We start from the raw sequence: 25206 nt of genomic DNA on the forward strand, positions 1-25206 counted from the left end.
TTATGATGTAAAGCAGGAGCGCTAAGGCGATGACGTCTTGGCGCTTTTTTGTTTAGCTGTCTAAAAGGCGGTCGAAGAAAGAATGGAGCGAGAGTATGCAAAGACATCCAATGACAAAAGAAGGTGCTGATCGCCTGAAACAAGAGTTACAGAACTTGAAAACGGTTGAGCGTCCAGCGGTTTCAAAGGCAATTGCCGAAGCACGAGAGCATGGTGATCTAAAGGAAAATGCAGAATATCATGCCGCGCGTGAACAGCAAGGGCTGATGGAAGCCCGTATTAAACAAATCGAAGGTCTGTTAGGGAGCGTGCAAATTATTGATGTCACAAAATTATCACCCAATGGCAAAGTGGTGTTTGGGGCAACGGTGACCGTGTTGAATTTGGATAATGATGAAGAAGTCACTTATAAAATTGTCGGTGAGGAAGAGGCTGACATTAAGCACGGTAAAATTTCTGTGAACTCACCGATTGCCAGAGCTTTGATTGCGAAAGAAGAAGGGGACGAAGTGGTCGTGAAAGCGCCCAGTGGTGATATTGATTACGAAATTGTCGAAATTCAATATATTTAATGCCAAACCTACTCAGTCATTACTTAGCTGCCGGTTGGTTAACCCTGAATTGGGTTGTGGGTTATGGGGTTGCGCCCGTGCTGTTTTCACAGTTGAATGCTCAGGTCGCGGGTTCGATCATGGCAATATTGCTATCAGCCACTTATTGGGCGGATTTGATTGTTTTAGTGTTGATGTTGGTTGTTATTCGTCAAACGGTTAAATGGTCAAAACGAGAGCGGTGGTTGCTGGTGGCCATGGTTGCTGTGGTAACCAACTTGACTTGGGTTTCGCCGCTCATGTCGGAGTTAAAACAAATACCAGAAACGGATGCGGCGGTATTTGGTTTAGGCTTTGCGGCCTGGCATGGCGTTTCGCAATTGATTTTTTTATGTGCTTGGTTGTCGGTTTTATTATGGGGTCTGCTAACCGTTCGAACAGGCTCTAAAGCGGTTTTGCACAATTCATAAATAAACCTTATAGCCACTTCATTATTTTCTAATCTAAACAGCCGACTTTTTGGTTGCATTTTATTTTGAAAAAGCACAAAATGGTTCCGTTAAATAATTAAATCCTAATATGATGGAGCCATTAAATGAAACAACCAACTTTAAAAGCACTTTTTGTCGCCTCGCTTGCTGCCTTTGCGTTCAATGCACAAGCTGAAACTTCAAAGTATGACTTGTGTGTGGCAGATGGTGATGCCATTGTAAAATTGGCAAATGAAAAGGGCAGTACTGCTGCAAAAGCCTATGAGCAAAAAACCACTGTTCTTGAATGTTATGGTGAACTCGATAAAATAGAAGCCAAGTATGGTGATAAAGTTATTGCTCGTAACCCTTCTTCAGTGATGACGCCCGAAGATCGTGCAAAATGGGCAAAATTATTTGATTCAATTGATGCAAAACAATATCGTGGTACGCCTTACATGCAAGCAAGCTATTACTTTACAAAGTAAGCTTAGTTAGCTAAACGAGGAAACCGGCCAAAGCGCCGGTTTTTTTGTTTTTAGGCGTGTGTATTTTAATAATGAATGGATAAGAAATGCCCAGTTTATTTTCTAAAGCTTATGATTGTTTGATGGAACCTTGTTGTGATACTAAGTTACAAAAACTGGATCAACTACAACAAGACTGGGCCGATCGGGCTTTAGATTTATCTCCAACCGAGACCATTGAAAAAGTACTAGATGCCGGGCGGCCTGCAAAACCCGAATGGGTGTCGCTTAAATCGTTACCAAGACGCCGTCTAGGCTCTAAAGAAGGGCATGCAGCGTTAATGCACTCAATTATACATATTGAGTTTAATGCCATTAATTTAGCTTTAGACGCACTTTATCGTTTTCAAGACATGCCAGAAGCCTATTATCATGATTGGCTTAATGTGGCTGCGGAAGAGGCTTATCATTTTCAAATGGTGCGCGAGCACTTGTTTCATTTGGGCTATGAGTATGGTGATTTTCCTGCTCATAATGGTTTGTGGGTCAGTACCGTTGAAACCGATCATGACCCCTTAGTGCGCATGGCTTTGGTTCCAAGAACACTGGAAGCCAGAGGGTTAGATGTGACGCCGGCAATGATTCATAAATTACGTGCGATCGGTGATAAGCGTGGCGTTGAGATTTTAAAAATTTTATTGCAGGATGAAATCGGTCATGTTGCCGTGGGTACGCGCTGGTTTCGTTATTTATGTGAGCAACGCCAACTGAATCCATTTAATACCTTTACCGAGGTTATCAAAACATTTTTCTATGGTAATTTGCGTGGGCCATTTAATTTTGACGCTCGGCAGAAAGCCGGTTTTTCTGAGGATGAGATTGCTTGGTTAAAAACCATTGAACAAACGAGCATGAAGTCATGAAACTGCCTGATAATCAACGGCAACGCATTATTACGCGTCATTTTCAAGCAATTCAGGATCGGGGGTATGAACCGACTGCCTTGTTTTGGGAGAACCGTCAGGTTCAACAGTTACGGTTCAATGTACTATGGCAGTTGTTGTTTCAACATCCCCGCTTTCAGTCGCCCTTGACTGAACCGATTAATATTTTGGATGTCGGCTGTGGTTTTGGCGATTTCGCCGATTGGCTTTCTTCACACTTTCAAGCCTTTGATTATCTCGGTATCGATTTATCGCCCGATATGATTTTTGCTGCCCAGTGCCAGTATCCAAAGCGTCATTTTCAACAGGGCGAAATATTTGATTTTGATTGGGAAGAGAATCAATTTGATTTTGTGATTTGTTCAGGTGCGCTCAACGAAGTGGTTGAGCCAATGGAAACGCAAGGGCAATATGCGAAAGCCGTGATACAAAAGTTGGTTGAACTGGCAAAGTATGGGGTGAGTTTAAATCTATTAAATCAAAATCATGATTGGACAGCCAGTCGACCCGATTTACAAAGCTTTGATCCAGAACAAATGCGCCACTACTGTCAAACCTTAGTCTCTAATGTAGAGATGCGCGATGACTATTTAGCGAATGATTTCAGCCTCTATTTAGAGGTGAATGCATGAAAGTTGGCATTGATTTGGGTGGCACTAAAATTGAAGTGGCTGTCTTGGATGACGAGAATCAACTGGTGTTTCGACAACGAGTGGCAACCCCACAAGGAGATTATGAAGCGACCTGTGGTGCCATTGTTGGCTTGGTAAGGCAAGTTCAACAACAGTTTGGTCACTTTAGTGGCTTGGGGGTTGCGATTCCGGGTGCCATCTCCAAGAAAACAGGACTCATAAAGAATGCCAATTCCACCTGTTTAATTGGACGCGATTTACAGGCAGATTTGCAGGCAGCTTTAAATATGAAAGTGGCTTTGGCGAATGATGCTAATTGTTTGGCTTTATCCGAAGCCAGTGATGGTGCCGCCGCTGGCGAGGATGTGGTTTTTGCGGTGATTGTGGGAACTGGGTGTGGTGGCGGTTTGGTCGTCAATGGTCAAGTCATTAATGGCATTAACGCGATTGCCGGAGAATGGGGGCATAATCCCATGCCTTGGTTGGATTCTGCCGAAAGGCATCCTGACTGCTATTGTGGCTTAAAAGGTTGTATCGAAACCTTTTTGTCAGGGCCGGCGTTATCGTCTCATTTTTTGGAGAAAACAGATCGTTGCGTGACGGCTAAACAATTGGCTGAGCAGGCTAAGCAGGGCGATGAAGCCGCTCAAGCTATGTTAGAAACCTATGCTAATTGGATGGCCAAGGCTCTGGCCAGCGTGATCAATGTGGTTGATCCAGATGTGATTGTTTTAGGCGGGGGACTTTCAAATATGGAATGGTTATATCAGAGAGTACCGCAAATTTGGCAGCAGTGGGTATTTAGTGATCAGGTCGAAACAAGGCTTGTGCCTGCAAAATGGGGCGATTCCAGTGGCGTCAGAGGGGCGGCTTGGTTGACGTCAAACCAGAGATAATGGAACAGGAGAGAAAAATGCAGACAATTGATTCAGTTGATGCCTGTGAAATTGAGGTACAAAAACAACCAGGCCTGGTTGTTTTATACGGCGGAAAGGACTGCCACGTTTGTCATGCGTTGAAGCCAAAGCTAGAAGCTGCGATTGCCGAGCAGTTTCCGTTGATGGAAATGCGCTATTTGGATTGTCATCAACCGGGTGCATTATGTGCACAAAGCGGCGTGATGAGTTTGCCAACGGTACAGGTGTTTTTCAATGGTCAAAAAAGTTTTGAAGCCGTCAGAACCTTTAGTGTGACGTCCGTGCTTTCGGCGATAGAACGTCCCTACAAACTGTTATTTGATTGAATGAAATAGTCGTTTAGCGTTTGCCATTGCCGCCCGCTTTAATGAGCAGTTGGTCTAGCCAAAAGGTGGGCAATATCCGTTTCAGTAAGGCAAAAACCTTGGTTGGAACCGTGACGGGATAGCGTGCGCGCGGGCTTTTAGCGCTAAGAATTTTTTGCACGATGTCAGTGACCGCTTCAGGCCCTAATGTAAAGGGTGCGGTATCACCTTCGGTTTCAAGTCGTTGAATCATGGCTTGATATTGTTGTTGGTGGGCGCTGTTTTCTGTCACGATCCACTGTTGAAATTGGTGATAAGCATTGGCTCTAAATTTTGAACGGATCGGCCCGGGTTCAATCAAGCTGACCTGAATATTGGTTGATTTTAGTTCTAACCGAAGGGTGTCGGCTAGCCCCTCAATCGCAAATTTACTGGCATTATAGGCACCTCGATAAGGCATGGCTGCAAAGCCTAAAATCGAGCTGTTATAAATGATCTTGCCAAACCCTTGGCGGCGCATTCTAGGCAAAATGAGATTGGTGACTTGTTGGGTGCCAAACACATTGGTTTCAAATTGATGTGTTAAGGCGTCACGAGACAAATCTTCAACCGCACCTGGCAATCCAAAAGCGGCATTATTAAATAAAACATCAATCTGTTTGAACTCATTTAAAATGGTGGCCACGGCTTGTTCTATAGATTGGCTGTCGGCCAAATCCATGACCACGCTATAGAAGCCTTCGGCTTGTAAACGAGCGACATCATCTGGTCGGCGACAGCAAGCAATCACTTGGTGGCCAAGCTGAGAGAGCGTTTTAGCCGCATCATAACCCATGCCGCTTGAGCACCCAGTAATCAATATTGTTTGAGCATTTTTCATATCATTGTTTGGCATATCGATTTCTTGATTGATTGGTTTGCGATTATCATAGTGGAAAATGCTTCTGTTTCATAGCAAACCCACATCGCAGTGCAAGCAATGTTTTGTGCAAAGTCATAGCAAATTCTTATATAATACTGGGCTAAATTTTAATTTTAAGCGTAACAGCGCAAAGCGAAAGAGATGTCTTTTATAAAGCGGTATTTGATTGCAGGATTATTAGTTTGGTTACCTTTGGGGGTGACGATTGCTGCGCTGATTTTTTTAGTCAATTTATTTGATCAAAGCTTATTACTGCTGCCAGAAGCCTTTCGCCCGGATGTCTTGCTCGGCATACACATCCCTGGCTTTGGCGTTATCCTTTCATTTTTACTCATATTTTTTACGGGCATGCTAGTGGCCAATTTCTTTGGGCGCTATTTATACGGGATTTGGGAAAAAATCTTATCACGTATTCCGTTGGTTAGATCCATCTATACGGCGGTAAAACAAATCGCCGAAGCCTTGTTTGGCGATGGTTCACAAACCTTTCAAAAAGCCTATTTGTTACAGTATCCACGTGAAGGTCTCTGGACACTGGCCTTTCAAACCAGTAAAACCCAAGGAGAGGCACAATTAAAAACCAAATTGCCGGATGTCGTCAATTTGTTTGTGCCAACCACGCCTAACCCTACATCCGGTTTTTTTATTATGGCCGCCCGTCATGAAATTGTGGAGCTGGACATGACCGTGGACGAAGCTTTGAAAATGGTGATTTCTGGTGGCGTTGTAGTGCCGCCTTGGCATCGTGATCCTGCTTATGCCAATGGTGCAGGAAGTGCCATTTACCCTGGAACAGAAGACGTTCCTGTTATCCCAACCAAAACTGAATAACCCCTGACCCAGTCAGTCACTTAGAGAGAAAAGGTATTGCCAATGATGCGTACACACTATTGTGGACAAGTAACCGAAAAATTTGAAAATCAATCTGTCACCGTTTCCGGTTGGGTGCACCGTCGTCGAGATCATGGCGGCGTGATCTTTATTGATTTAAGAGATCGTGAAGGGCTGGTTCAAATCGTCGTCAATCCTGATAATGCCGAAATGTTCGAAATAGCCGAAAAAGTGCGCTCTGAATATGTACTTAAAGTAAGTGGTTCGGTTTGCCTGCGTACAGCAGAAACCATTAACCCTAAGATGGCCACTGGTAAGGTCGAGATTGTTGCTACAGGATTGGAAGTACTGAGTTCTTCCGACCCCATTCCTTTTCAGTTAGATGATAAACACATTTCTGAAGAAGTTCGGTTGACTTATCGTTATTTAGATTTGCGTCGTGATGAAATGCAGAAGACTCTGCAAACCCGTTATAAGGTGACTCGTTCCATGCGTCGTTATTTGGATGACAATGGTTTTATGGATATTGAAACACCGATTTTAACCAAGTCGACGCCAGAAGGCGCGCGTGATTATTTGGTGCCGAGTCGTACCCATCAAAATAAATTTTTTGCGTTGCCGCAATCGCCTCAGCTATTTAAGCAGTTATTAATGATGTCTGGGTTTGATCGTTATTATCAAATTACTCGTTGTTTCCGTGATGAAGATTTAAGAGCGGATCGTCAACCTGAATTCACTCAGCTAGATATCGAAACGTCGTTTATGACCGAAGAAGAAGTCATGACGATGATGGAAGGGCTGGCTAAAACCATCTTCCTTGAAGGCGGCGATGTCGATTTAGGGGATGAATTCCCTAGAATGACTTATGCCGAAGCCATTGAGAAGTACGGTATTGATCGTCCTGATTTACGTATTCCTTTGCAACTGGTTGATGTCGCTGATCTATTGCAAGATATTGAATTTAAGGTATTTGCTGCGCCAGCTAAAGACCCAATGGGTCGTGTTGCTGCGTTACGGGTGCCACAAGGCGGTAAATTGTCACGTAAAGAAATTGATGATTACACGAAGTTTGTCAGTATCTATGGTGCCAAAGGGTTGGCCTATATCAAGGTGAATGATTTATCCGCAGGTTTGGATGGTTTGCAATCACCAATCGTGAAATTCTTCCCGGATCAGGCGCTAGAAATTATGCAGCGGGTCGGTGCTGAAGATGGCGATATTGTCTTCTTTGGTGCAGATAAAGCCAAAGTTGTTAATGAAGCTTTAGGTGCTTTACGCTGTAAGCTGGGTGAAGACTTAGGCATGATTGAAAAAGAATGGGCACCGGTTTGGGTGGTTGACTTTCCAATGTTTGAGATGGACGAGAAAACGGCCAAGATGACAGCCATTCACCATCCGTTTACCCAGCCTAAAGCCACCACTGAAGAAATTCTAAACCATGATGAACCGCATCAAATGCTGTCACGTGCTTATGATTTAGTGATTAACGGTATTGAAGTGGGTGGGGGGTCTGTTCGTATTCACGACACTCATATGCAAGCGGCCGTATTAAAACTATTAGGGATCTCCGATGAAGAAGCAGAAGACAAATTTGGTTTCTTATTAAAAGCATTGAAATATGGTTGCCCACCGCATGCAGGGATGGCCTTTGGTTTAGATCGTTTAGTGATGATTATGGCGAAACGCGATTCAATTCGTGACGTGATTGCCTTCCCGAAAACGCAATCGGCCGCCTGTTTGTTAACCGATGCACCAGGCAGTGTAGACAACGCGCAATTAACCGACTTAGCATTGCGGTTCCGAAAAGCATTATCGGAATAAGCAATAGTTAGCCAAAAGATAGGATGCACGTATGTCTTTAATTGCGGAGAGTGTGCCGTTAGCGTTGCTCAAGCGAATTGATCAGTTGGCGGAGGCTTCTGAGCCTGCCGTCCATGTTGATGAGCAGGAAAAAACGCGTCTAAAGAATCATATTAAACAGCTGTTAAGTGACAAGAATGCGCAAATGGTTGCCCACTATTATGTGGATGACGATTTGCAGGCATTGGCTGAAGAGACCGGTGGAAAGGTGGCTGATTCTTTGGAAATGGCCAATTTCGGTGCGCAATCTGATGCAGATGTATTGGTTGTGTGTGGGGTTCGCTTTATGGGGGAAACCGCTAAGATGCTCAGCCCCGAAAAAACCGTACTGATGCCGGATCTAGACGCCAATTGTTCATTGGACTTGAGTTGTCCTCCCCAGTCGTTTGCCGACTTTTGTGCGCAGCATCCCGATCATACAGTGGTGGTGTATGCTAATACCAGTGTTGAAGTGAAGGCGTTGGCGGACTGGGTGGTGACTTCGGGTAATGCACTCGAAATTGTGCGTTACCTAAAAGACCAAGGTAAAAAGATTATTTGGGCCCCGGATCGTCATTTGGGGCGTTGGATTGAAAAAGAAACCGGTATTGAAATGTTGCGTTGGCAGGGACATTGTATTGTTCATGATGAATTTCAAACCTATGAGTTGCAAGCCTTAGCAGAGCAACATCCTGATGCCAAGGTTTTGGTTCATCCCGAATCGCCGTCGGAAGTCGTTGATCTCGCTGATGTAGTTGGCTCGACCCGGGTGATGATTGATGCGGTACAAACCTTGCCAGATCAAAAGTTTATCGTCGCCACCGATTACGGTATTTTTTACAAAATGAAACAATTGGCTCCGCATAAAACCTTAATTGTTGCCCCAACGGGTGGCAGCTCTGGAAGTTGTGTCAGTTGCGCGCATTGTCCTTGGATGGCGATGAATGGCTTGCAAAATTTAGCCAAAGTTCTAGAAACTGGAGTGGGTGAAATTGTCATTGAAGAGTCCATTCGTCAAAAAGCCTTACAGTCAGTGGAACGAATGCTGACATTTTCACGCGAACAGGGTCTGGTTAAAACGCCCTAAACATCATTAAAATGCCCAGGCCTGGTTGTTCTTGCCTGAAACCCCTCAAGAAATGGCATATTTCGGAGTGATCTTAATTGGCACAATCAAAAAGAATATTGGGAATTGACCCTGGATCACGCAAGGCTGGGTTTGGCATTATTGAGTCAGGACAATATCATCCGACTTATGTGTTAAGTGGCGTGATCAAGGTTGAAAAGTTTTCAGGCGCCGAGCGCCTAAAGAATATTTTTGAATCGGTGATGCAGATTATTGATCAATATCAACCTGATGTGATGGCGATTGAAAAAGTGTTTGTATATAAAAACCCCAGTTCGGCCATTAAATTGGGTCAAGCTAGAGGGGTGATCCTTTGTGCTGCCGCACTGAAAGACATTCCGATTATGGAATATACCCCCACTCAAATAAAAAGTACCATTGTTGGTCAAGGTCATGCCTCCAAAGATCAGGTACAATTTATGGTCAAAAATTTACTAAAACTCACTGAAAGTCCGCAGGAAGATGCGGCTGATGCCCTGGCGGCAGCGCTTTGTCACGACCGCTATTGGACACTGGGAATTGATCCAGAAAAAATATCAAAAGGCACACGATTTTAAGGATAACGAATGATTGGTTTTTTATCGGGAAAACTGCACGCAAAACAACCACCACAGATCTTAATCAATGTGAATGGTGTGGGGTATGAGTTAGAAGCGCCCATGTCGACTTTTTATGCGACAGGAGAAGTGGGGTCGGACATTACCTTGTTAACCCATTTACACGTCCGCGAAGATGCGATGTTGCTCTATGGATTTGCCACTGAACTTGAGCGTAACTTGTTTAAAGAGTTAATCAAAGTGAGTGGTATTGGTGCCAAAATGGCAATTGGCATTTTATCAACACTTTCGGTGCATGAGTTTGTCGGCTTGGTCGAGGTTGCGGATGTGGTTGCCTTAACCAAAATTCCTGGAGTGGGTAAAAAAACTGCAGAGCGTTTAGTGATTGAAATGCGTGATCGTTTAAAGGGATGGCAATTAACCGGAACGACATTAACCAGTTCATCAGAAAATCAGCTAAAGTCTCAGGTGCAACAGGTCACGACCCATGCATCTGCAATAGAGGCACTCATTTCATTGGGTTATAAACCCGCTCAAGCCGAAAAAATGGTGAAATCAGTGGCAACCGATTTAACTTTAGAAGAGACCATTCGTAAAGCGTTGCAGGGCGTCAAACTCTAGCCTTAAATTGCAAAAAAATCACTCTTTAATCTGCATGAAATCAATGCCACAACCCATGATAATCAGTTTATAATTGCTAGCTGAATATGATTGCGAATAGCCTACTTAAAATGCATAAGGAAGAGAAACCTCACAAATGATTGAAACAGATCGCATTGTCGGCGGACAACCGATAGAAGAAGATCGTTTGGTTTTGCCTTCTGTTCGTCCTAAAATCATTTCGGAATATATTGGCCAAACTGCTGTAAGAGAACAGCTGCAGTTGTCAATTCATGCGGCAAAGATTCGTCAAGAACACCTGGATCATGTCTTGCTCTATGGGCCGCCCGGCCTTGGAAAAACCACCCTTGCCAATATTGTTGCTCAAGAAATGGGCGTGACCCTGCGCCAAACCTCTGGGCCGGTTATTGAAAAACCGGGCGATTTAGCGGCGATCCTAACTCGATTAGAACCTTATGATGTCTTATTCGTTGACGAAATTCATCGACTCAGTCCGGTGGTGGAAGAAGTGCTTTATCCGGCAATGGAAGATTTTCAGTTGGATATTATTATCGGCGACGGTCCAGCGGCACAAACGGTTAAAATTGAAATTCCGCCTTTTACCCTAATCGGAGCCACCACGCGAGCCGGATTATTAACGTCACCGCTAAGAGACCGGTTTGGCATTGTGCAGCGATTGGAATTTTATTCGGTTGATGAGTTGTCACAGATCGTAGTGCGGTCGGCACATATTTTAGGCATTGAAGCCGATGAAGCCGGTGCTTTAGAAGTAGCAAGGCGTTCACGAGGGACACCTCGAATTGCCAATCGGTTACTCAGACGGGTTCGAGATTATGCACAAGTCAAAGGGCAAGGGGTGGTCACCGCCGAAATTGCCGCTTTAGCTTTGGATTTATTGGAAGTGGACCCGCTTGGTTTAGATAAAATGGATCGGCGTTTATTAGAAATGTTGATTCACAAGTTTGATAGTCGCCCAGTCGGTATTGATAGCATCTCCGCCGCTTTGGGTGAAGAACGGGGAACCATTGAGGATGTGATTGAACCCTTTTTGGTTCAGCAAGGATTTTTAGTTAGAACACCGCGTGGGCGGCAAGTCACCCAAAATGCTTATCGGCATTTGGGCTTGATTGAACCAGTAGGTTAAAAGGAAATAGCAAATGAATGAAGATTCGTTATTAGAATTGGTACTCAACGCCAGTCATGTAGTTCAGGGTGTGATGTTGATTTTATTGTTGATGTCAATTTTTGCTTGGGCGGTGATCTTTGCCAAAGCTTATCAACTCAGAAAAGCGCGCCTTGAAGCACAAGAGTTTGACGATCTATTTTGGGGGACGCCTGAATTAACCCAGCTATTTCACATCGTTGAGGGCGAGACCAAACAACAATATGGCAATGCCGTCATTTTTGAAGCGGGCTTTAAAGAATTTGTACGCCTTAAACAGCAGGGTGTGACCCATTCCAATGATTTGATTAATGGTACTGAAAGGGCGATGAAAGTCGCTTTTTCTAAACAAATTGAGCGGCTGGAAAACCGGACACCCTTTTTAGCCACTGTCGGTTCTTCCGCGCCTTATATCGGTTTGTTTGGAACGGTTTGGGGGGTGATGCATGCCTTTTCTTCTTTGGGCGATATTCAAAATGCAACACTCGCCGCAGTCGCGCCAGGGATTTCAGAAGCATTGATTGCGACTGCAATGGGGTTGTTCGCGGCGATTCCAGCCGTTATTGCTTATAACCGCTTAACGGTCAAAGCCGACAAGGTCATTACCCAGTATGAAAATTTTGCAGAAGGCTTGTTAACGATTATTCAGCGTCAAGCTCACACCCAAGAAAGTCGACAGGACTAAATAGGTTAACTGATGCGACAAGGATTTCGAACCCAGCCCAAGAAAAAATTAATGGCAGAAATCAATGTGGTGCCCTACATTGATGTCACCTTAATTTTATTGATTATTTTTATGATCACAGCCCCCATTGTTCAGCAAGCGGTCACGGTCGATCTGCCGCAAACCCCTAGAATTAAAACCGAAAAAGCCACTAAGGTGAAACCGATTGAACCGTTTGTGATTTCAGTGACGGCAGAAGGCTTTTATAAAACCTCTCAAGCACCAGATGTCGTATTGGGACAAAAAGATTTGGGCAATTTAGTGGCTGAAGTCGTCGCTCGATCACAGTTAAAGCCGCAGCAACCCTTTTATATTCAAGGTGATCGTCAAGCCCCTTATGGGAAGGTAGTGAACCTCTTTGTATTATTGAAAGCAAATGGGGTTGCTAAGGTGTCATTGATGACTGAACCGGAAGAGAAAAACTAATATGTTCGCATTTATATTCAGACATCCGATCGCGTTATTTTTTGCACTGGTCTTGCATGCGATGGTTGCAGCCGGTCTCGTCTGGGAAAGATTTGTCGTCGATGGGGCAATAAAGGTTTCTATGGATGAAGGTGAGCAAACTGAAATAACACAAATCACCGAGATAGAGCCCTTAAAGACTTTCACGGTTGACAGTGCGCTCGTGAAAGAGCAGTTGGCCAAAATTAAGCAGGATGAAGCGGAAAAACTCGCTGAACAGAAACGTCTTAAAGCACAATCGATTGCTGAAAAACGTCGTTTGGAGCAAATGAAGCGTCAACAACGACTCGAACAGCAAAAAGCCGAACAACAAAAACGCATTGCCGAAGCCGAAGCGCGTAAAGCAGATGAAGCAAAACGACTTGCTGAAATTGAAAGGCAAAAAAGTCTAGCAGAACAGAAGCGGGCTGAAGCCGCAAAACGGGCATCGAAGCAGGCCAAAAAAGAAGCAGAGCTGGCTGAGAAAAAACGCGCAGAAGCGCAGAAGCGGGTTGCCGAGGCGGAAGCTCAGCGTAAAGCAGAAGAAGCTAAAAAACTGGCGTTGCAAAAGAAAATTGAACAACAGGCAGCAGAGAAGAAACGCTTAGAAGCAGAAGCGTTACAAGCTCGATTGCGTAAAGAACAGGAAGAAGCTGAACGTCAATTACAGCAGCAAATCGCCGCTGAAGAAGCGAAAAAACGTCAATTAGCCAAGCAAAGAGAACTCAAAAACCTGAGGGAAACTTATGTATCGTCGATCGCGGCAAAAGTTAAGGATAATTGGCGGACAGCGTCAAATGTGTCTGAGAAAGCACAATGTGTGTTGTCAATTACGCAGACTCCCGCAGGCAAGATCAGTGGGGTGACTGTCGAAAACTGTAATAAATTTGCAGATAAACAATTCATTAAAGATGCTAAAAATGCAGTTTACAGAGCGGAGCCTATGCCTGCACCGCCTGTTGAAGAGCTGTTTGAACGAAATATTAAATTTGTTTTTAAACCCTAGATGAGTCGTTATTAAGGATTGCCATGCTGTTATTAACTAAAAGGAAGTTTTTTTTAGTCTGTGTTTTATGGATGGTCAGTTTGTCCAGCCGTGCTGAGCTGACAATTCAGATTGACCAAAGTTCCGCTAGCGCTTTACCCATTGCTCTGATTCCATTTGAATTTGAAGGAAAGGGACTGCGGCCTGAAGCCATGTCGCAAATTATTGGTCAAAACTTATTCCGAACCGGTAAGTTTAAAGCACTTGACGAGTCGCAGCTTCCAGCTAAGCCCAATCATTTAAAAGCCATTCAATTTGATCGCTGGAAAGCCTTGGGTGTTGATAATTTGCTTATGGGGCGCTTGATTGAAACCAAGAATGGGCTTTATCAAATAGAGATGCGTTTTGTTGATATTTTGCGTAAAGAGCAAATTATGGGCAAGCGTTGGACAGGGATTACTAAGTCGAACTTAAGACAAGTCGCCCATAAAATCACCGATTTAATTTATAAAGAGTTGACTGGGATTCAAGGTGCATTCAATACCAAAATTGCCTATGTCACGGTTAAAACCAAGAATAACAATCGTCATTTTAGTTTAGAGGTCGCTGATGCCGATGGGCATAATTCCCATCCTATCCTTCGCTCCACTAACCCGATTATGTCACCGAGTTGGTCGCCGGATGGAAAACAGTTAGCCTATGTGACCTTTGAAAATGGCCGTTCGGAAATTGTGGTTCAGAGTTTAGACGGTCTGAAACGAGAGATTATTGCCAGCTATAAAGGCATCAATGGCGCGCCTGCCTGGTCGCCGGATGGTAAAAAAATGGCCTTAACCTTATCTAAGGATGGTTCGGCTGATGTGTATCTAATGGATATGAAAACGCGTCATCTACGACGGTTAACGCGCAATTGGGCAATTGAAACCGAAGCGGTTTGGGCGCCCAATGGTCATTCCTTGTTTTTTAACTCGGATCGACGGGGTCAGCCACAGGTATTCCAGGTGTTTTTAGATACGGGTGAAATCCGTCGCGTTTCTTTTATTGGGGGCTACAATGCTAATCCGGCCGTATCGCCCGATGGTCGTTATGTGGCGATGGTGCATGGCCATAAAGGCTTTCATATTGGCTTATTAGACCTATACAATGAAACGTTTAATGTCATTACCAAAACCTATTTGGATGAATCCCCTTCATTTTCACCCAACGGTGAAATGATTTTATATGCCATGAACCAAGCAGGCCTGGGTAAATTAGCGGTTGTTTCAATCGATAGTAGTGTGACGCAGGTGCTGAGTGTTCAAGATGGGGAGGTCAGAGCACCTTCTTGGGGGCCATTATTAAATGAATAAATTATCGATTGCGACACTGAGTCGAAAAAAGGAGAATCAGATGCATTGGTTAAAAGGATCTTTATTAGGCGCTTTAGCGCTTTCGGTGGTTGCTTGTAGTAGTACGCCAAAAAATGCTTCGGAAGCCGATATGGATATGGCTAATTCAGAACAACAGACGGAAGATTATGCCGAAAAAGCCCGTTTGGCATTAGAAAAAGCCAATGCCGATAAAGCCGAAGTGGAAGTGTTACAAGCAGAAGGCGTTAATGGGCAGGCTTTAAGCTCAGAAGATATGGGCGCTGAAGATTTACCTGAGGTCACGGGCGCTGATGCGATGGCACATACTTTCGAACCTGTTATCTACTTTGGTTATGACCAGTTTATTGTCGATGATACATCGCTCGAAACCGTGAAGCATTATGCCGCCATCTTGGTCGATAACCCTGACGAAAAAATTCAACTGATTGGTCATACCGATGAAAGAGGTACCCCAGAATATAACTTGGCATTGGGGGAAAGAAGGGCTAAAGCTGTTGCCGAAGCTTTTATGTTGTATGGTGTTAATACTAGTCGTATTGCTGTGATCACCATGGGTGAAGAAGTCCCAGCAGATTTAGCGCATACCGAAGCAGCTTGGGCTAAAAACAGACGTGTTGAAATTAAAGCACAATAATAAGGTTTTGAACTGATGAAAGCGACATATCTATCTAAACGAGTAGCGATTTTAACGTTGACAGGCTTAGTTAGTGTCGGCATGGTTATGCCCGCTATGGCAGCTCAGCAAACGATTGAAGAGCGGTTAGAGCGTTTGGAGAGAATGGCAAATAATCCAGCTATGATTCAATTGAGTCGACGTCTAGCTGAGCAGCACCGCGAAATTCAAACACTCTATGGTGAGGTTGACCGTTTAAAGTACCAATTAAAACAAGTTGAAGAAACGCAGGCCGAACAATATCAAGAAGAAGATAAGCGGCTCAGCGAGCTGGAAGCCGCTCAAAAACAAAGTGCTGAGGCGCCTTTGGTAGCCGTTACACCTGTCGTTCCAGTTGTGACACCGCAACCGGAACAGCCCGTCACTGAGTCAGTTGACGAATCCAAGCCCTCAACAAAATCTGATGACAAGGCTATTGAAGTTGAACCGGCCACAGCTACTGAAAAAAAGGCTTATGATGCGGCCTTTACATTAATGAAACAATCGAAGTATCAAGCGGCAATTGACGATTTTGCGAAATTTTTAAAAACCTATCCTAATAGTCAATTGGCCAGCAATTCAGGTTATTGGCAAGGAGAGGCTGAAGCGGTTTTAGGCAATGAGAAAAAAGCCCTAGCCGCCTTTAAAAATGTTTATGAAACCTACCCAAGTACCCATAAAGCAGCCGATGCCATGCTTCGAGCCGCTGATATTCTCGCTTCGCTAGGGGAGATAGATCAGGCCAAAGCCTTATATGAAAAATGCATAAAGGCCTATGATCATCTGCCTGCTGCGAAAAAAGCACAAAGTCGTTTAAAAGACCTATCTGGAGCATCCAATTGAGTACGGATCAAAAAAAAGCCGTTGTCTTACTTTCTGGCGGGTTAGACTCGGCAACCGTGCTAGCGGTCGCACAATCACAAGGGTATGAATGTCATACGCTCAGCTTTGATTATGGACAAAGACACAAGGTTGAGTTGCATGCTGCGCAAGCGCTCGCCAATCATTTTAAGGTGGCTTCTCATCGCGTGATGCAAATGAATATGCATGCGATTGGTGGCTCGGCCTTAACCGACAATCTCATTGATGTTCCGATTGAAGGCGTGGAAGACAATCAGATTCCGGTCACCTATGTGCCAGCGCGCAATACGGTGTTTTTGTCTTATGCACTTGGCTTAGCCGAAGTACTTGAAGCTGATGATATTTTTATCGGTGTCAATGCCGTGGACTATTCCGGCTATCCTGATTGCCGTCCAGAGTATATCGCCGCATTTGAGACCCTAGCCAACCTAGCGACCAAAGCAGGTGTAGAAGGGCATCGTATGCACATTCAAACACCGTTAATATCGCTCACCAAAGCCCAGATTATCCAGACGGGTGTGCAGTTAGGTGTGGACTACAGTCAAACGGTTTCCTGCTACCAAGCTAATGAAAATGGCCAGGCCTGTGGGGTTTGTGATTCCTGTCGGCTGAGAAAGCAAGGATTCAAAGAAGCGGGCATAGCCGATCCCACCCGCTATGTTACATTAGCCTAAGCGCAAAAAAGCTAAAAACCCAAAAAAACAACTTGCTAAAAGTCACCTAGCTTGTATAATACGCCCCATTCCAGAGAGGGTCGTTAGCTCAGCTGGTAGAGCAGTTGGCTTTTAACCAATTGGTCGCGCGTTCGAATCGCGCACGACCCACCATTTTCAAATTCTCGTTGTTTTCCGTTATATTCTCCTCATCGATAAAGACTTGTTTTTACCTTATTTCTGAAGAAACACATTAAAATGCTATAAAGTTTACTTACTGACAAGCAAGGTAAAAAATGAACTTCTATTCGGTGCTTTAATGCCCAGGCTTTTGCGAAATGCGATACCATACTGTCTTCTGAATTTTTACAATTAACTCATAACCCCTAATAAGGAACCTCTATGCTCGTTAGCCATTCTGGCCGTTTTCATGCGGATGAAGTATTTGCCATTGCTATGATTTTGATGATTGAAGACAGGGAAATCGTGCGGTCAAGAGATCAAGAAGTGATAGACCGAGCAGAAATCGTGTTGGATGTTGGCGGTGAGTATGATCCAGAAAGGCTGCGTTTTGATCATCATCAAAACAGCTTTACCCGAACGCGTGAAGACGGTACGCCTTATGCCACTGCCGGTTTAGTTTGGGAGCATTATGGTGCAAAAATCCTGGCAGCGAAAGGGCTAGAAGGGGATTATGAAATTCAGTTTGCATTAGAGTGGGTGGATAAAAAAATTATCCGTGATATTGATGCAGTGGATAATGGCTTGTTTACCGACGACCCGCGACCGTCTGTATCGATGTTGGTTGGGATGATGAATGCGTCTTCAACGGACGAGGTTGAGCGGCAAGAGGCGGCCTTCCAAGACGCGATTGCGTTTACCCGTAATATTTTAAATAATTTTATTCAGGCGGCGATTAAGGAAGCAGAAGTGGTTGTGGCGCTGGAGGCCTGCGCTGAAAACGTGGAAGAAGGCATTTTGGTTCTGGAAGAAAATTTACCGTTTAAAGATTTTATTCGTTCTCATCCCGAAATTGCCCGAGTGGTTTATCCGAAAGGTAGTGAAGGGTATGGCGTATTCTGTAACGGCAAGAAAAATCATTTACCTGAACGTTTTCGGGGTTTGAGAGATGAAGAATTAAAAGCGGTGTTAGGGTTGGACGATGCTGTCTTTTGTCATAAATCTGGGTTTATGTCAGTTTGCAGAAGTTTTGAGAGTGCTTTGGCAATGGCGAAAAGCCAATAATGTTTTAGAAATACCTAAAAAGACATGATTGAGAACCTGCCGTTTCAGAGTCCTAAACAACCAGGCCTGGTGTTTTTTGAAAGCAAAGCTGTTAAAATAGCGCCGCTTTATTCAGCGGCCATAGTTAAAGGGATATAACCACCCCCTCCTAAGGGGTAGTTCCAGGTTCGAGTCCTGGTGGCTGCGCCATTTCCTCCGTTATTTCATTCCTAATCTAATCTTTGAGTTTTTCGGCAATGCTTTGTAGCTTGGGCAGAGTTAAGTTGTGCTGTTCGGCTAGGTTCAGTGCACGCTTCAGTCGAGCGGGAGCAGAACGTCCCATGCATTGGTGGTTTGGATCACCGTCAAAGGCTTCGTTGAGGCCGTCCATTAATGGTTGAGCATCGCTTTTGTGTCCGGTTAAGGCATCTTGCAGTGTAATGACTTCATTTGCCACCTCGGTTAATAACTCTGGATGTTGTTCTTTTAATTGTTGAACATTGCCCCCTGATTCCAGACCTGCAATATTGGTGGTTAGGATGTAGACGTTTTTTCTAACCAGTTCATAGCTTAGATCTTCCATTGAATCGAGCTGTTGGCAGGGTAGGTCAACTTGTGCCAGTGCATTAAAGACCAGTTGGCTTCGCGGGCCATAAACAGGAGAGGGTAACACCACTTTTGAGTCCATTCCTTTTTTCTTTTCAAACCAAACGGAAATCACCGTCGGGTCAATTAGATGAGTATTTTCCCAATCTTTGGGTAACAACTCGTTTTGGATAAGAATGGTTTTGTCAGCCCATTGATTGGGAATAGTTTTTAATGTGTCTTGCAGGTCGGCTTCGCCAACCGCAATTAGCACGGCAGCTGGCTTGGATATTTCTTTAGCGACTTCTGCCATGTTATCTTGGCGACGCACCGCTTGAACCGGGTGACCGAGTTTTAAAAAGCCTCTGGCAAAAACGCTACCCAGTTCGCCCATTCCAACCACGATAATCGTGTCTTTCATTGTTTTTCCTTTTCTCAATTGTATTCCTATTGGGACTATTTTAGCGGAAGTGTGTACCGAATTCGAGGCACGATTTCGGTGCAATGGGTGATTTTAGGTTCAGGATTAGGGTAGAATAAAGCCAACTAATTTTATGCATTTAAAAAGGGTCTGTATGGCGAGCAAAAAACCGAAATTTACCTGGCATTATTACTCTATGGCGATGGGGGCTTTGGGCGCTATGCTGGCGGCTACTTTATCGGCATGGAGTGCACTCTTTTGTGCCATTGGGTTTGCCTTGTTAAGTCATCCTGTGTTGCCATTTAAGTCGCTGACGCGTACCGTTTTTTTGGTGATGTTTTTTATTTTGTATGTGTTTGCCTTTCCGGATGCTAATGTGGTGCAAAATATGATGTCGGCCTCGCCAACCAAATAAGAGAGTGATTGATGGCGAGTCAAGCGTTAGAAGATTATTTAAAAATTATTTTTAAATTGGAAGAAGTCAATGCAGAATCTGGCTTAGACAAAGGGATTTCAACATCGGCGATTGCAGAGCGATTATCGATCTCTCAGGCATCTGTGTCGAATATGTTGAAAAAATTGTCTGAAAAAAAATTCATTGAGTATGCGCCTTATTACGGCGTGACCTTAACCGATCAAGGTCGAAAAATCGCCTTGAAAATGTTACGGCGTCACCGAGTTCTGGAATTGTATCTGGTAGAACGATTGGGCTATCAATGGGATGAGGTGGATGCTGAGGCAGAGGTGATGGAACATGCGGTGTCAGATCGGTTGGTGAACCGAATGTGGGAAGAGTTGGGTCGACCCACCCAAGATCCACATGGCTCGCCTATTCCCGATCAGCATGGCAATATGGAAGTGCAAAAGATGGTGAGTTTGTGTGAAGCGACGCCCGATGAAAGTTGTCAGGTTATCCGTATTCAAAATCGCACGCCTGAAGAGTTGCGCTATTTATTTTCGATGGGTTTAGTGAAAGGGGCGCAGGTGAAAGTGTTTGAAAAAGCGCCCTTTGAAGGTCCCTTGTCGGTTGAAGTCGATGGGACGCAATTTGCGTTGGATTTTAGATTGGCGCAATCCATTTTTGTTGCATAAGGAATCGTTATGACGAACCGGATTACCCAGTCAATCAGTGAGCATGAAATTTTGGCAGGTTTGACCACTGCCGTGGTCTGGATTGATAAGAATGAGAACATTGGCTATATCAATCTGGCTGGAGCTGAACTGTTACAGCTAAGCTCCCAAAGAGTGATTGGTATGAACTGGCGGTATATTTTGCCGAAGTTATTAGATGATATTCATTCGTGTGGTACGGGGCGTTTAACGATTCATGAATATACGATTCGGTTACCGGATGCACAGAAGCTGCATGTGACTTGTACCATTTCTTATTATGAAATGGCCGATGAAGATGGGTGGTTGATTGAACTTTATAATACCGAACGTCATCACCGTATTGCCGAAGAAGATGAACGTTGGCACCAGTATGAAGCGGGAAATCTTCTGGTTCGAACCTTGGCGCATGAAATTAAAAATCCATTAGCGGGCATTTATGGCTCAACCCAATTATTGACAAAGCGTTTTCCTGATAATGCCAAAGCCGAACCTTTTTTGGACGTTATTCAAAAAGAAGTTAAGCGTTTACAAAATTTGGTCGATCGCATGTTAGGGCCGCGTGGAGATGCGGATAAGGAGCCGGTTAATATTCACGAATTGATCAGCTATGTACTGGAAGTGGTGCGTGGCGATAAACCCGATTATGTTTTTATCAAACTCGACTACGATCCCAGTATCCCAGAAATTTCGATGGATTTTGAAGCGATGGTTCAAGCCTTATTGAACTTGGTCATCAATGCGATACAGGCAATGGAACAACATGGCGGTATGTTGACGATTCGAACACGCGTGGAGTCAAAGTTTACGCTGGGTACAAAAACCTATCCATTGGTTGCGGTAATTAGTGTGATTGATGAAGGCGAAGGGATTGATAAATCGGTGTTTGATTCGATTTTTTATCCGATGGTGACCAGCAAGAAAAACGGTTCTGGGTTGGGCCTGTCGGTCTCCCAAAATATTGTGCGCCAACATGGCGGTTTGATTGTTGCCGAAAGTGAGCCCGGCCACACGGTTTTTAATATTTATTTACCTTTTGATCACAATCGAGTGGAAATCGCTCGACATAATCAATAGAAATTGGATTATTTATGGAAAATGAAACTACCTCCTCTTCGGTTCCTGTCATTTGGATTGTTGATGATGATGCGTCTATACGGTGGGTATTAACCGAATCGTTAGATGATCGCCCATATAAAGTTCGCGCTTTTGACTCGGCCATTGAAGCCATGCGCCATTTACACTCTGAACCGCCAACTGTAGTGATATCTGATGTGCGTATGCCGGGTATGGATGGGTTGGAGTTTATGGATACCTTGCATGACTTCGATAAACAGATTCCGGTCATTATTATGACGGCGCATGCCGATTTGAATACCGCTGTTAAGTCTTTCCAAAACAGTGCGTTTGAATACTTGCCTAAGCCGTTTGAAATTGATGATGCATTGATGATTATCGACCGCGCCGTTAAGCGTCAGATGTCGGGTGGTCGACGGGTTAAAAAATCGAAACAAACCAAGCAGCCTTTGAATATTATCGGTTCGGCACCTGCCATGCAGGAAGTCTTCCGTATTTTAGGGCGGGTATCCCAATTGGATGTGACGGTGTTGATTACTGGGGAAACGGGAACCGGTAAGGAATTGGTAGCTCGCGCACTTTACGAATTAAGTGATCGTTCTAATCAACCCTTTGTCGCGATTAATACCGCAGCTATTCCAAGGGACTTACTGGAATCGGAATTGTTTGGTCATGAAAAAGGGTCCTTTACTGGCGCGCATACCCAAAGAGTGGGGCGATTTGAAGAGGCAAATGGTGGAACCCTATTTTTAGATGAAATTGGGGATATGCCGGTTGATTTACAAACCCGCTTGCTACGTGTATTAAATGATGGCACCTTTTATCGTGTTGGGGGCAAAACGCCAATTAAAACCGATGTGCGTATTGTGGCGGCAACCCACCAAAATATGCAGAAACTGGTAAAAGAAGGGCGTTTCCGGGAAGATTTATTGTATCGTCTCAATGTGATTCGTATTAAGGTGCCGCCATTACGTGAGCGTAAAGAAGATATTTTACCGATTGTCCGTTATTACCTAGCTGAAGAGGCCAAGGCTTACGGGTTGGAAGAAAAACGACTCAGTAAGCCATTGGAAAAATTCTTGGTAGGATTGAGTTGGCCGGGGAATGTTCGACAAATTCGCAGCTTGTGCACCTGGTTAACGATTATGGCACCCGATAAGATTGTTCATACTGAAGATTTGCCTTTGGAGCTTCAGCAGGGCTTTGAAACTTCTGCCAGTGAACAAGTTGAGGCTGGCTCTTCGGTTGAAGATTGGGAAACGCCGCTCAGAATTTGGGCAACTCAGTTTTTAGCCAATGGCAAAACGGAATTACACACGGAAGCTGAAAAGCGTTTTGAGAAGGTGTTAATTGAAGTGGCGATGCATGCCAGTATGAATCATCGCCAAAAAGCGGCTCAGCTGTTGGGATGGGGGCGGAATACCTTAACGCGTAAAACTCAAGCCTTGGGGATGGATGATTGATTTTATGAGCGGCCTCTCGCATGATTGCTGAATGGCTGACATATCTTTCAACGCCTTGTTTGCCCTATGTCCGAAAAATGGGGTATTTAAGTGAAGCCATTGCGATGCGGGCACGGCATAAACGTTGTCATCATAGTTGGCAAAATCATTTTCAAGCATGTCAAAACGCCATTTTAGACGCGGCATCTCAGTGTCAGCAACACCGTCATTTGGTGGTCATGGGGGCTGGGTCGCTAGAAGATATTCCGTTAGCGCAACTCAGTCAACAATTTCAAACCATTTATTTAGTGGATTTGGTCTTTTTAAAGCCTGCTAAGCAGTTGGCTGAGCACTATGCTAATGTGACGCTGATTGTGGCAGATGTGTCAGGCATCTTGCCCCAGGTGTTTGCTGGTGACACGCAATTAGCTTATGAAAATGTCTGGCAACCGGATTCGTTAGCAGATGTGGATATGGTGGTGTCGTTGAATTTGGCCACCCAATTGCCGTTAATTCCCGTGCGTTGGTTAATGGATCGTTTTAACTTGGATGATCAAGCGGCTGACCAGATGGGCAAAGCGATTATTAAAGCGCACTTGAAGCAGTTGAACGACTATTCGGGAGTGAAGTGCTTAATCGCAGATCGTCAGATAACAGAGTATGACGCAGAAGGTCGTTTGATTGATCAATTTGATCCAGCTTGGGATGTTGCTTTGCCAGAGGCGGGTTTGGCTTGGGATTGGGAGGTGATTCCGTTAGGCGAATCAGTTCATAAAACGCGACAAATCAATCGTGTTGGTGCGTCTATTTGGTCTTGAATAGCACCTTTGATTTGCTTGTAAAATTTACCTAAAAATAACCAGGCCTGGTCATTTTTAGGCGTGAGGTGTGTTTTAAAGTGCTTCCGGCCCAGTTTCACCCGTACGAATACGCACCGTCTGTTCAATTGGGGTAACAAAGATCTTACCATCACCGATTTTGCCAGTTTGAGCTGTTTGAACAATGGCTTCAATGACTTGATCAACCTTGTCTTCGCTCACTGCAATTTCAATTTTTAACTTTGGCAAAAAATCCACTACATACTCCGCACCACGGTACATTTCTGTATGACCTTTTTGACGACCATAGCCTTTAACATCAATCACTGTCATCCCGTGTACGCCAATGTCGTGGAGTGCTTCACGAACATCGTCTAGTTTAAAAGGTTTAATAATGGAAGTGACCATCTTCATAGGAAAGTGTCCTTTAGAGTTCATTTTCAGTTAAATTGTCGCTATATTGTGCCAGCATTTCGCCCATTTTGATAGAGGTATTTTGAGTGATTTGTCCTAAGCTGGATATTTTTTCTGCGGGAGTAACCAGTACCACCGTTGAACCCATATTAAATCGGCCGATTTCTTGGCCTTTTTGGAAATGTAGTTGGTCTGTTTGATAATCCCAGTGGCGAATCGTTGGGCCGTATTCCGGGGTGATTTTGCCTTCCCATACGGTTTCCATACTACCGACAAAAATGGCTCCCACCATGATTAAACAAAAATCACCGTGGTCGTTTGTAAAGCGAATGATTAGCCGTTCATTGCGAGCAAAAAGCCCGGGAATTGAACGCACCGTCGCTGGGTTAACGGCAAAAAGGTCACCTGGCACATAAGTCATAGAGAGAAGTTGGGCATCGGTTGGCATGTGGATGCGATGATAATCCTTTGGCGATAAATAGATGACGGCCGCATCACCATTGATAAAGTTTTGTGCATATCCAATGTCGCCACCCAAAAGCGCTTCAAGTGTATAGTCGTGGCACTTGGCCTGAATAAGTTGATTACCTTGGATCGGGTGGGACTGGCTTACGACGCCATCCACCGGACTACACCAATTTTGCGGATTATCATCAATCGGTCTGACGTCGGCTTTAAGTGCTCGCGTAAAAAAAGCATTAAAGTGTGGATAGGTCTCAATATCTTCATTTTCGGCTTCACTGATATCAATTTTATAGAGTTTGGTTAAGACTTTGATAATCGTGTTTTTGATCCATGGAACTTCTACTTGCATTAACCAATGCATGCCTTGAGAAAGCAAATGCTTTGGAATGAGGTATTGTGGAATTACTTTTAAGCTGTCAAAAAAACGCATGGGGTTTCCTTAAGTATAAGCTTGATTCGCTCAAGCATTTTGATTGGGCGTATTATAAAAGGATTCTGTTATTGAGGCGATGTTCATTTCAAAAAAACGCTTAGGTTTAAGGTATAATGCCACGCAATTATTGAGAGTGGATTAAAATTCGCCCTTACAACCCAATTTGAAATTAGGATTTGTCGAA

General features: G+C 44.2%; 30 protein-coding genes and 2 tRNA genes. 28 read left to right on the forward strand and 4 right to left on the reverse strand.

Annotated elements, in window-relative coordinates:
- The first annotated feature begins 95 nt into the window (after positions 1–95).
- The 7 genes from greA to CYQ88_RS03925 all read left to right on the forward strand — a co-directional run bounded on the left by greA (position 96) and on the right by CYQ88_RS03925 (position 4307).
- The gene (gene greA, locus CYQ88_RS03895) at positions 96–572 is read left to right on the forward strand and encodes a transcription elongation factor GreA (RefSeq protein WP_101840040.1); all 477 of its coding nucleotides are present in this window, start codon (positions 96–98) and stop codon (positions 570–572) included.
- On the forward strand, positions 572–1021 hold the full coding sequence (locus tag CYQ88_RS03900; protein ID WP_101840041.1) for a DUF4149 domain-containing protein: 450 nt from the start codon (positions 572–574) through the stop codon (positions 1019–1021). Before greA ends, CYQ88_RS03900 begins: the two co-directional genes overlap by 1 nt.
- 125 nt (positions 1022–1146) lie before the next feature.
- Entirely contained in the window at positions 1147–1509 is a 363-nt protein-coding gene (locus CYQ88_RS03905) for a hypothetical protein (RefSeq protein WP_101840042.1), read from the forward strand.
- Between the two features lie 86 nt (positions 1510–1595).
- Positions 1596–2411, forward strand: coding sequence for a ferritin-like domain-containing protein (locus tag CYQ88_RS03910; RefSeq protein WP_233188805.1), 816 nt, complete (start codon positions 1596–1598; stop codon positions 2409–2411).
- A complete protein-coding gene (locus CYQ88_RS03915; RefSeq protein WP_101840043.1) occupies positions 2408–3064 on the forward strand; it encodes a bifunctional 2-polyprenyl-6-hydroxyphenol methylase/3-demethylubiquinol 3-O-methyltransferase UbiG in 657 nt (218 codons plus the stop codon). The genes CYQ88_RS03910 and CYQ88_RS03915 overlap by 4 nt, the downstream gene beginning before the upstream one ends.
- Complete coding sequence (locus CYQ88_RS03920) at positions 3061–3960, forward strand: ROK family protein (RefSeq protein WP_101840044.1); 900 nt, start codon at positions 3061–3063, stop codon at positions 3958–3960. Before CYQ88_RS03915 ends, CYQ88_RS03920 begins: the two co-directional genes overlap by 4 nt.
- Before the next feature lie 17 nt (positions 3961–3977).
- The gene (locus CYQ88_RS03925) at positions 3978–4307 is read left to right on the forward strand and encodes a co-chaperone YbbN (protein ID WP_101840045.1); all 330 of its coding nucleotides are present in this window, start codon (positions 3978–3980) and stop codon (positions 4305–4307) included.
- 13 nt (positions 4308–4320) lie between these two features.
- On the opposite strand, the gene CYQ88_RS03930 is transcribed toward CYQ88_RS03925, so the two are convergent.
- A complete protein-coding gene (locus tag CYQ88_RS03930) occupies positions 4321–5181 on the reverse strand; it encodes an SDR family NAD(P)-dependent oxidoreductase (RefSeq protein WP_233188806.1) in 861 nt (286 codons plus the stop codon).
- Between the two features lie 168 nt (positions 5182–5349).
- Between CYQ88_RS03930 and CYQ88_RS03935 the strand changes: the two genes are divergently transcribed.
- The 16 genes from CYQ88_RS03935 to CYQ88_RS04010 all read left to right on the forward strand — a co-directional run bounded on the left by CYQ88_RS03935 (position 5350) and on the right by CYQ88_RS04010 (position 18467).
- The gene (locus tag CYQ88_RS03935; RefSeq protein ID WP_101840046.1) at positions 5350–6039 is read left to right on the forward strand and encodes a DUF502 domain-containing protein; all 690 of its coding nucleotides are present in this window, start codon (positions 5350–5352) and stop codon (positions 6037–6039) included.
- A gap of 45 nt (positions 6040–6084) precedes the next feature.
- Complete coding sequence (gene aspS, locus CYQ88_RS03940) at positions 6085–7860, forward strand: aspartate--tRNA ligase (RefSeq protein ID WP_199170158.1); 1776 nt, start codon at positions 6085–6087, stop codon at positions 7858–7860.
- 31 nt (positions 7861–7891) lie between these two features.
- Entirely contained in the window at positions 7892–8965 is a 1074-nt protein-coding gene (gene nadA / locus CYQ88_RS03945) for a quinolinate synthase NadA (protein WP_101840048.1), read from the forward strand.
- 77 nt (positions 8966–9042) lie between these two features.
- On the forward strand, positions 9043–9561 hold the full coding sequence (ruvC, locus tag CYQ88_RS03950) for a crossover junction endodeoxyribonuclease RuvC (protein ID WP_101840049.1): 519 nt from the start codon (positions 9043–9045) through the stop codon (positions 9559–9561).
- A gap of 9 nt (positions 9562–9570) precedes the next feature.
- Positions 9571–10182: a Holliday junction branch migration protein RuvA gene (ruvA, locus tag CYQ88_RS03955; RefSeq protein ID WP_101840050.1), complete on the forward strand. Its 612-nt coding sequence runs from the start codon at positions 9571–9573 to the stop codon at positions 10180–10182.
- A gap of 136 nt (positions 10183–10318) precedes the next feature.
- Positions 10319–11326: a Holliday junction branch migration DNA helicase RuvB gene (ruvB, locus tag CYQ88_RS03960; protein ID WP_101840051.1), complete on the forward strand. Its 1008-nt coding sequence runs from the start codon at positions 10319–10321 to the stop codon at positions 11324–11326.
- Between the two features lie 13 nt (positions 11327–11339).
- Complete coding sequence (gene tolQ, locus CYQ88_RS03965; protein ID WP_101840052.1) at positions 11340–12029, forward strand: protein TolQ; 690 nt, start codon at positions 11340–11342, stop codon at positions 12027–12029.
- 12 nt (positions 12030–12041) lie between these two features.
- Positions 12042–12494, forward strand: coding sequence for an ExbD/TolR family protein (locus CYQ88_RS03970; protein ID WP_101840053.1), 453 nt, complete (start codon positions 12042–12044; stop codon positions 12492–12494).
- 1 nt (position 12495) lies between these two features.
- Entirely contained in the window at positions 12496–13518 is a 1023-nt protein-coding gene (tolA, locus tag CYQ88_RS03975) for a cell envelope integrity protein TolA (protein ID WP_101840054.1), read from the forward strand.
- Between the two features lie 23 nt (positions 13519–13541).
- Positions 13542–14846, forward strand: coding sequence for a Tol-Pal system beta propeller repeat protein TolB (gene tolB, locus CYQ88_RS03980; protein ID WP_101840055.1), 1305 nt, complete (start codon positions 13542–13544; stop codon positions 14844–14846).
- A 40-nt stretch (positions 14847–14886) separates the two neighbouring features.
- Positions 14887–15501, forward strand: a complete 615-nt coding sequence (locus tag CYQ88_RS03985) for an OmpA family protein (protein WP_158236004.1) — start codon at positions 14887–14889, stop codon at positions 15499–15501.
- Positions 15502–15516: 15 nt separating this feature from the next.
- Positions 15517–16362: a tol-pal system protein YbgF gene (ybgF, locus tag CYQ88_RS03990; RefSeq protein ID WP_101840057.1), complete on the forward strand. Its 846-nt coding sequence runs from the start codon at positions 15517–15519 to the stop codon at positions 16360–16362.
- Positions 16359–17054: a 7-cyano-7-deazaguanine synthase QueC gene (gene queC, locus CYQ88_RS03995; protein ID WP_101840058.1), complete on the forward strand. Its 696-nt coding sequence runs from the start codon at positions 16359–16361 to the stop codon at positions 17052–17054. The genes ybgF and queC overlap by 4 nt, the downstream gene beginning before the upstream one ends.
- Positions 17055–17131: 77 nt before the next feature.
- Positions 17132–17207, forward strand: a tRNA-Lys gene (locus tag CYQ88_RS04000).
- 228 nt (positions 17208–17435) lie between these two features.
- Positions 17436–18278 carry an MYG1 family protein gene (locus CYQ88_RS04005; protein WP_101840059.1) on the forward strand — a complete coding sequence of 281 codons (843 nt, stop codon included), beginning with the start codon at positions 17436–17438 and terminating at the stop codon, positions 18276–18278.
- Between the two features lie 114 nt (positions 18279–18392).
- Positions 18393–18467, forward strand: a tRNA-Arg gene (locus CYQ88_RS04010).
- Positions 18468–18492: 25 nt separating this feature from the next.
- Here CYQ88_RS04010 and CYQ88_RS04015 read toward each other — a convergent pair.
- Positions 18493–19263 carry a hypothetical protein gene (locus tag CYQ88_RS04015; RefSeq protein ID WP_101840060.1) on the reverse strand — a complete coding sequence of 257 codons (771 nt, stop codon included), beginning with the start codon at positions 19261–19263 and terminating at the stop codon, positions 18493–18495.
- A gap of 154 nt (positions 19264–19417) precedes the next feature.
- On the opposite strand from CYQ88_RS04015, the gene CYQ88_RS04020 reads away from it, so the two are divergent.
- From CYQ88_RS04020 to CYQ88_RS04040, 5 genes are read left to right on the forward strand one after another with little or no spacing between them, the layout of a single operon-like run.
- Positions 19418–19678 (forward strand): hypothetical protein, encoded by a 261-nt coding sequence (locus tag CYQ88_RS04020; RefSeq protein WP_101840061.1) that lies wholly within the window; start codon positions 19418–19420, stop codon positions 19676–19678.
- An 11-nt stretch (positions 19679–19689) separates the two neighbouring features.
- Positions 19690–20355, forward strand: a complete 666-nt coding sequence (locus tag CYQ88_RS04025; protein WP_101840062.1) for a metal-dependent transcriptional regulator — start codon at positions 19690–19692, stop codon at positions 20353–20355.
- Between the two features lie 9 nt (positions 20356–20364).
- Entirely contained in the window at positions 20365–21450 is a 1086-nt protein-coding gene (gene glnL / locus CYQ88_RS04030; protein WP_101840063.1) for a nitrogen regulation protein NR(II), read from the forward strand.
- A gap of 14 nt (positions 21451–21464) precedes the next feature.
- Positions 21465–22913, forward strand: a complete 1449-nt coding sequence (gene ntrC, locus CYQ88_RS04035; protein ID WP_101840064.1) for a nitrogen regulation protein NR(I) — start codon at positions 21465–21467, stop codon at positions 22911–22913.
- Positions 22914–22933: 20 nt separating this feature from the next.
- Positions 22934–23710, forward strand: coding sequence for a hypothetical protein (locus tag CYQ88_RS04040; protein ID WP_101840065.1), 777 nt, complete (start codon positions 22934–22936; stop codon positions 23708–23710).
- Between the two features lie 75 nt (positions 23711–23785).
- Here CYQ88_RS04040 and CYQ88_RS04045 read toward each other — a convergent pair whose 3' ends face one another.
- Both CYQ88_RS04045 and asd read right to left on the reverse strand, forming a co-directional pair.
- Positions 23786–24124, reverse strand: coding sequence for a P-II family nitrogen regulator (locus CYQ88_RS04045; RefSeq protein ID WP_101840066.1), 339 nt, complete (start codon positions 24122–24124; stop codon positions 23786–23788).
- A 13-nt stretch (positions 24125–24137) separates the two neighbouring features.
- Positions 24138–25019, reverse strand: coding sequence for an archaetidylserine decarboxylase (gene asd / locus CYQ88_RS04050; RefSeq protein ID WP_101840067.1), 882 nt, complete (start codon positions 25017–25019; stop codon positions 24138–24140).
- Between the last annotated feature and the right edge of the window lie 187 nt (positions 25020–25206).

Origin of the sequence: Hydrogenovibrio sp. SC-1, from assembly GCF_002848135.1 — a bacterium.
Classification (GTDB): Bacteria; Pseudomonadota; Gammaproteobacteria; order Thiomicrospirales; family Thiomicrospiraceae; genus Hydrogenovibrio.

Excerpts from the sequence above, each read along its gene's own strand:
- CYQ88_RS04045 (WP_101840066.1), bottom strand. The coding sequence starts at position 24,124 with ATGAAGATGGTCACTTCCATTATTAAACCTTTTAAACTAGACGATGTT.
- CYQ88_RS03930 (WP_233188806.1), bottom strand. The coding sequence starts at position 5,181 with ATGCCAAACAATGATATGAAAAATGCTCAAACAATATTGATTACTGGG.
- CYQ88_RS03920 (WP_101840044.1), top strand. The coding sequence starts at position 3,061 with ATGAAAGTTGGCATTGATTTGGGTGGCACTAAAATTGAAGTGGCTGTC.
- CYQ88_RS03915 (WP_101840043.1), top strand. The coding sequence starts at position 2,408 with ATGAAACTGCCTGATAATCAACGGCAACGCATTATTACGCGTCATTTT.
- ybgF (WP_101840057.1), top strand. The coding sequence starts at position 15,517 with ATGAAAGCGACATATCTATCTAAACGAGTAGCGATTTTAACGTTGACA.
- CYQ88_RS04040 (WP_101840065.1), top strand. The coding sequence starts at position 22,934 with ATGATTGCTGAATGGCTGACATATCTTTCAACGCCTTGTTTGCCCTAT.
- asd (WP_101840067.1), bottom strand. The coding sequence starts at position 25,019 with ATGCGTTTTTTTGACAGCTTAAAAGTAATTCCACAATACCTCATTCCA.
- ruvB (WP_101840051.1), top strand. The coding sequence starts at position 10,319 with ATGATTGAAACAGATCGCATTGTCGGCGGACAACCGATAGAAGAAGAT.
- ntrC (WP_101840064.1), top strand. The coding sequence starts at position 21,465 with ATGGAAAATGAAACTACCTCCTCTTCGGTTCCTGTCATTTGGATTGTT.
- greA (WP_101840040.1), top strand. The coding sequence starts at position 96 with ATGCAAAGACATCCAATGACAAAAGAAGGTGCTGATCGCCTGAAACAA.
- aspS (WP_199170158.1), top strand. The coding sequence starts at position 6,085 with ATGCGTACACACTATTGTGGACAAGTAACCGAAAAATTTGAAAATCAA.
- tolQ (WP_101840052.1), top strand. The coding sequence starts at position 11,340 with ATGAATGAAGATTCGTTATTAGAATTGGTACTCAACGCCAGTCATGTA.
- CYQ88_RS03910 (WP_233188805.1), top strand. The coding sequence starts at position 1,596 with ATGCCCAGTTTATTTTCTAAAGCTTATGATTGTTTGATGGAACCTTGT.
- CYQ88_RS04025 (WP_101840062.1), top strand. The coding sequence starts at position 19,690 with ATGGCGAGTCAAGCGTTAGAAGATTATTTAAAAATTATTTTTAAATTG.
- ruvA (WP_101840050.1), top strand. The coding sequence starts at position 9,571 with ATGATTGGTTTTTTATCGGGAAAACTGCACGCAAAACAACCACCACAG.
- CYQ88_RS03905 (WP_101840042.1), top strand. The coding sequence starts at position 1,147 with ATGAAACAACCAACTTTAAAAGCACTTTTTGTCGCCTCGCTTGCTGCC.
- CYQ88_RS03935 (WP_101840046.1), top strand. The coding sequence starts at position 5,350 with ATGTCTTTTATAAAGCGGTATTTGATTGCAGGATTATTAGTTTGGTTA.
- CYQ88_RS04005 (WP_101840059.1), top strand. The coding sequence starts at position 17,436 with ATGCTCGTTAGCCATTCTGGCCGTTTTCATGCGGATGAAGTATTTGCC.
- CYQ88_RS03985 (WP_158236004.1), top strand. The coding sequence starts at position 14,887 with ATGCATTGGTTAAAAGGATCTTTATTAGGCGCTTTAGCGCTTTCGGTG.
- CYQ88_RS03970 (WP_101840053.1), top strand. The coding sequence starts at position 12,042 with ATGCGACAAGGATTTCGAACCCAGCCCAAGAAAAAATTAATGGCAGAA.
- nadA (WP_101840048.1), top strand. The coding sequence starts at position 7,892 with ATGTCTTTAATTGCGGAGAGTGTGCCGTTAGCGTTGCTCAAGCGAATT.
- tolB (WP_101840055.1), top strand. The coding sequence starts at position 13,542 with ATGCTGTTATTAACTAAAAGGAAGTTTTTTTTAGTCTGTGTTTTATGG.
- glnL (WP_101840063.1), top strand. The coding sequence starts at position 20,365 with ATGACGAACCGGATTACCCAGTCAATCAGTGAGCATGAAATTTTGGCA.
- CYQ88_RS03925 (WP_101840045.1), top strand. The coding sequence starts at position 3,978 with ATGCAGACAATTGATTCAGTTGATGCCTGTGAAATTGAGGTACAAAAA.
- CYQ88_RS04020 (WP_101840061.1), top strand. The coding sequence starts at position 19,418 with ATGGCGAGCAAAAAACCGAAATTTACCTGGCATTATTACTCTATGGCG.
- CYQ88_RS04015 (WP_101840060.1), bottom strand. The coding sequence starts at position 19,263 with ATGAAAGACACGATTATCGTGGTTGGAATGGGCGAACTGGGTAGCGTT.
- CYQ88_RS03900 (WP_101840041.1), top strand. The coding sequence starts at position 572 with ATGCCAAACCTACTCAGTCATTACTTAGCTGCCGGTTGGTTAACCCTG.
- tolA (WP_101840054.1), top strand. The coding sequence starts at position 12,496 with ATGTTCGCATTTATATTCAGACATCCGATCGCGTTATTTTTTGCACTG.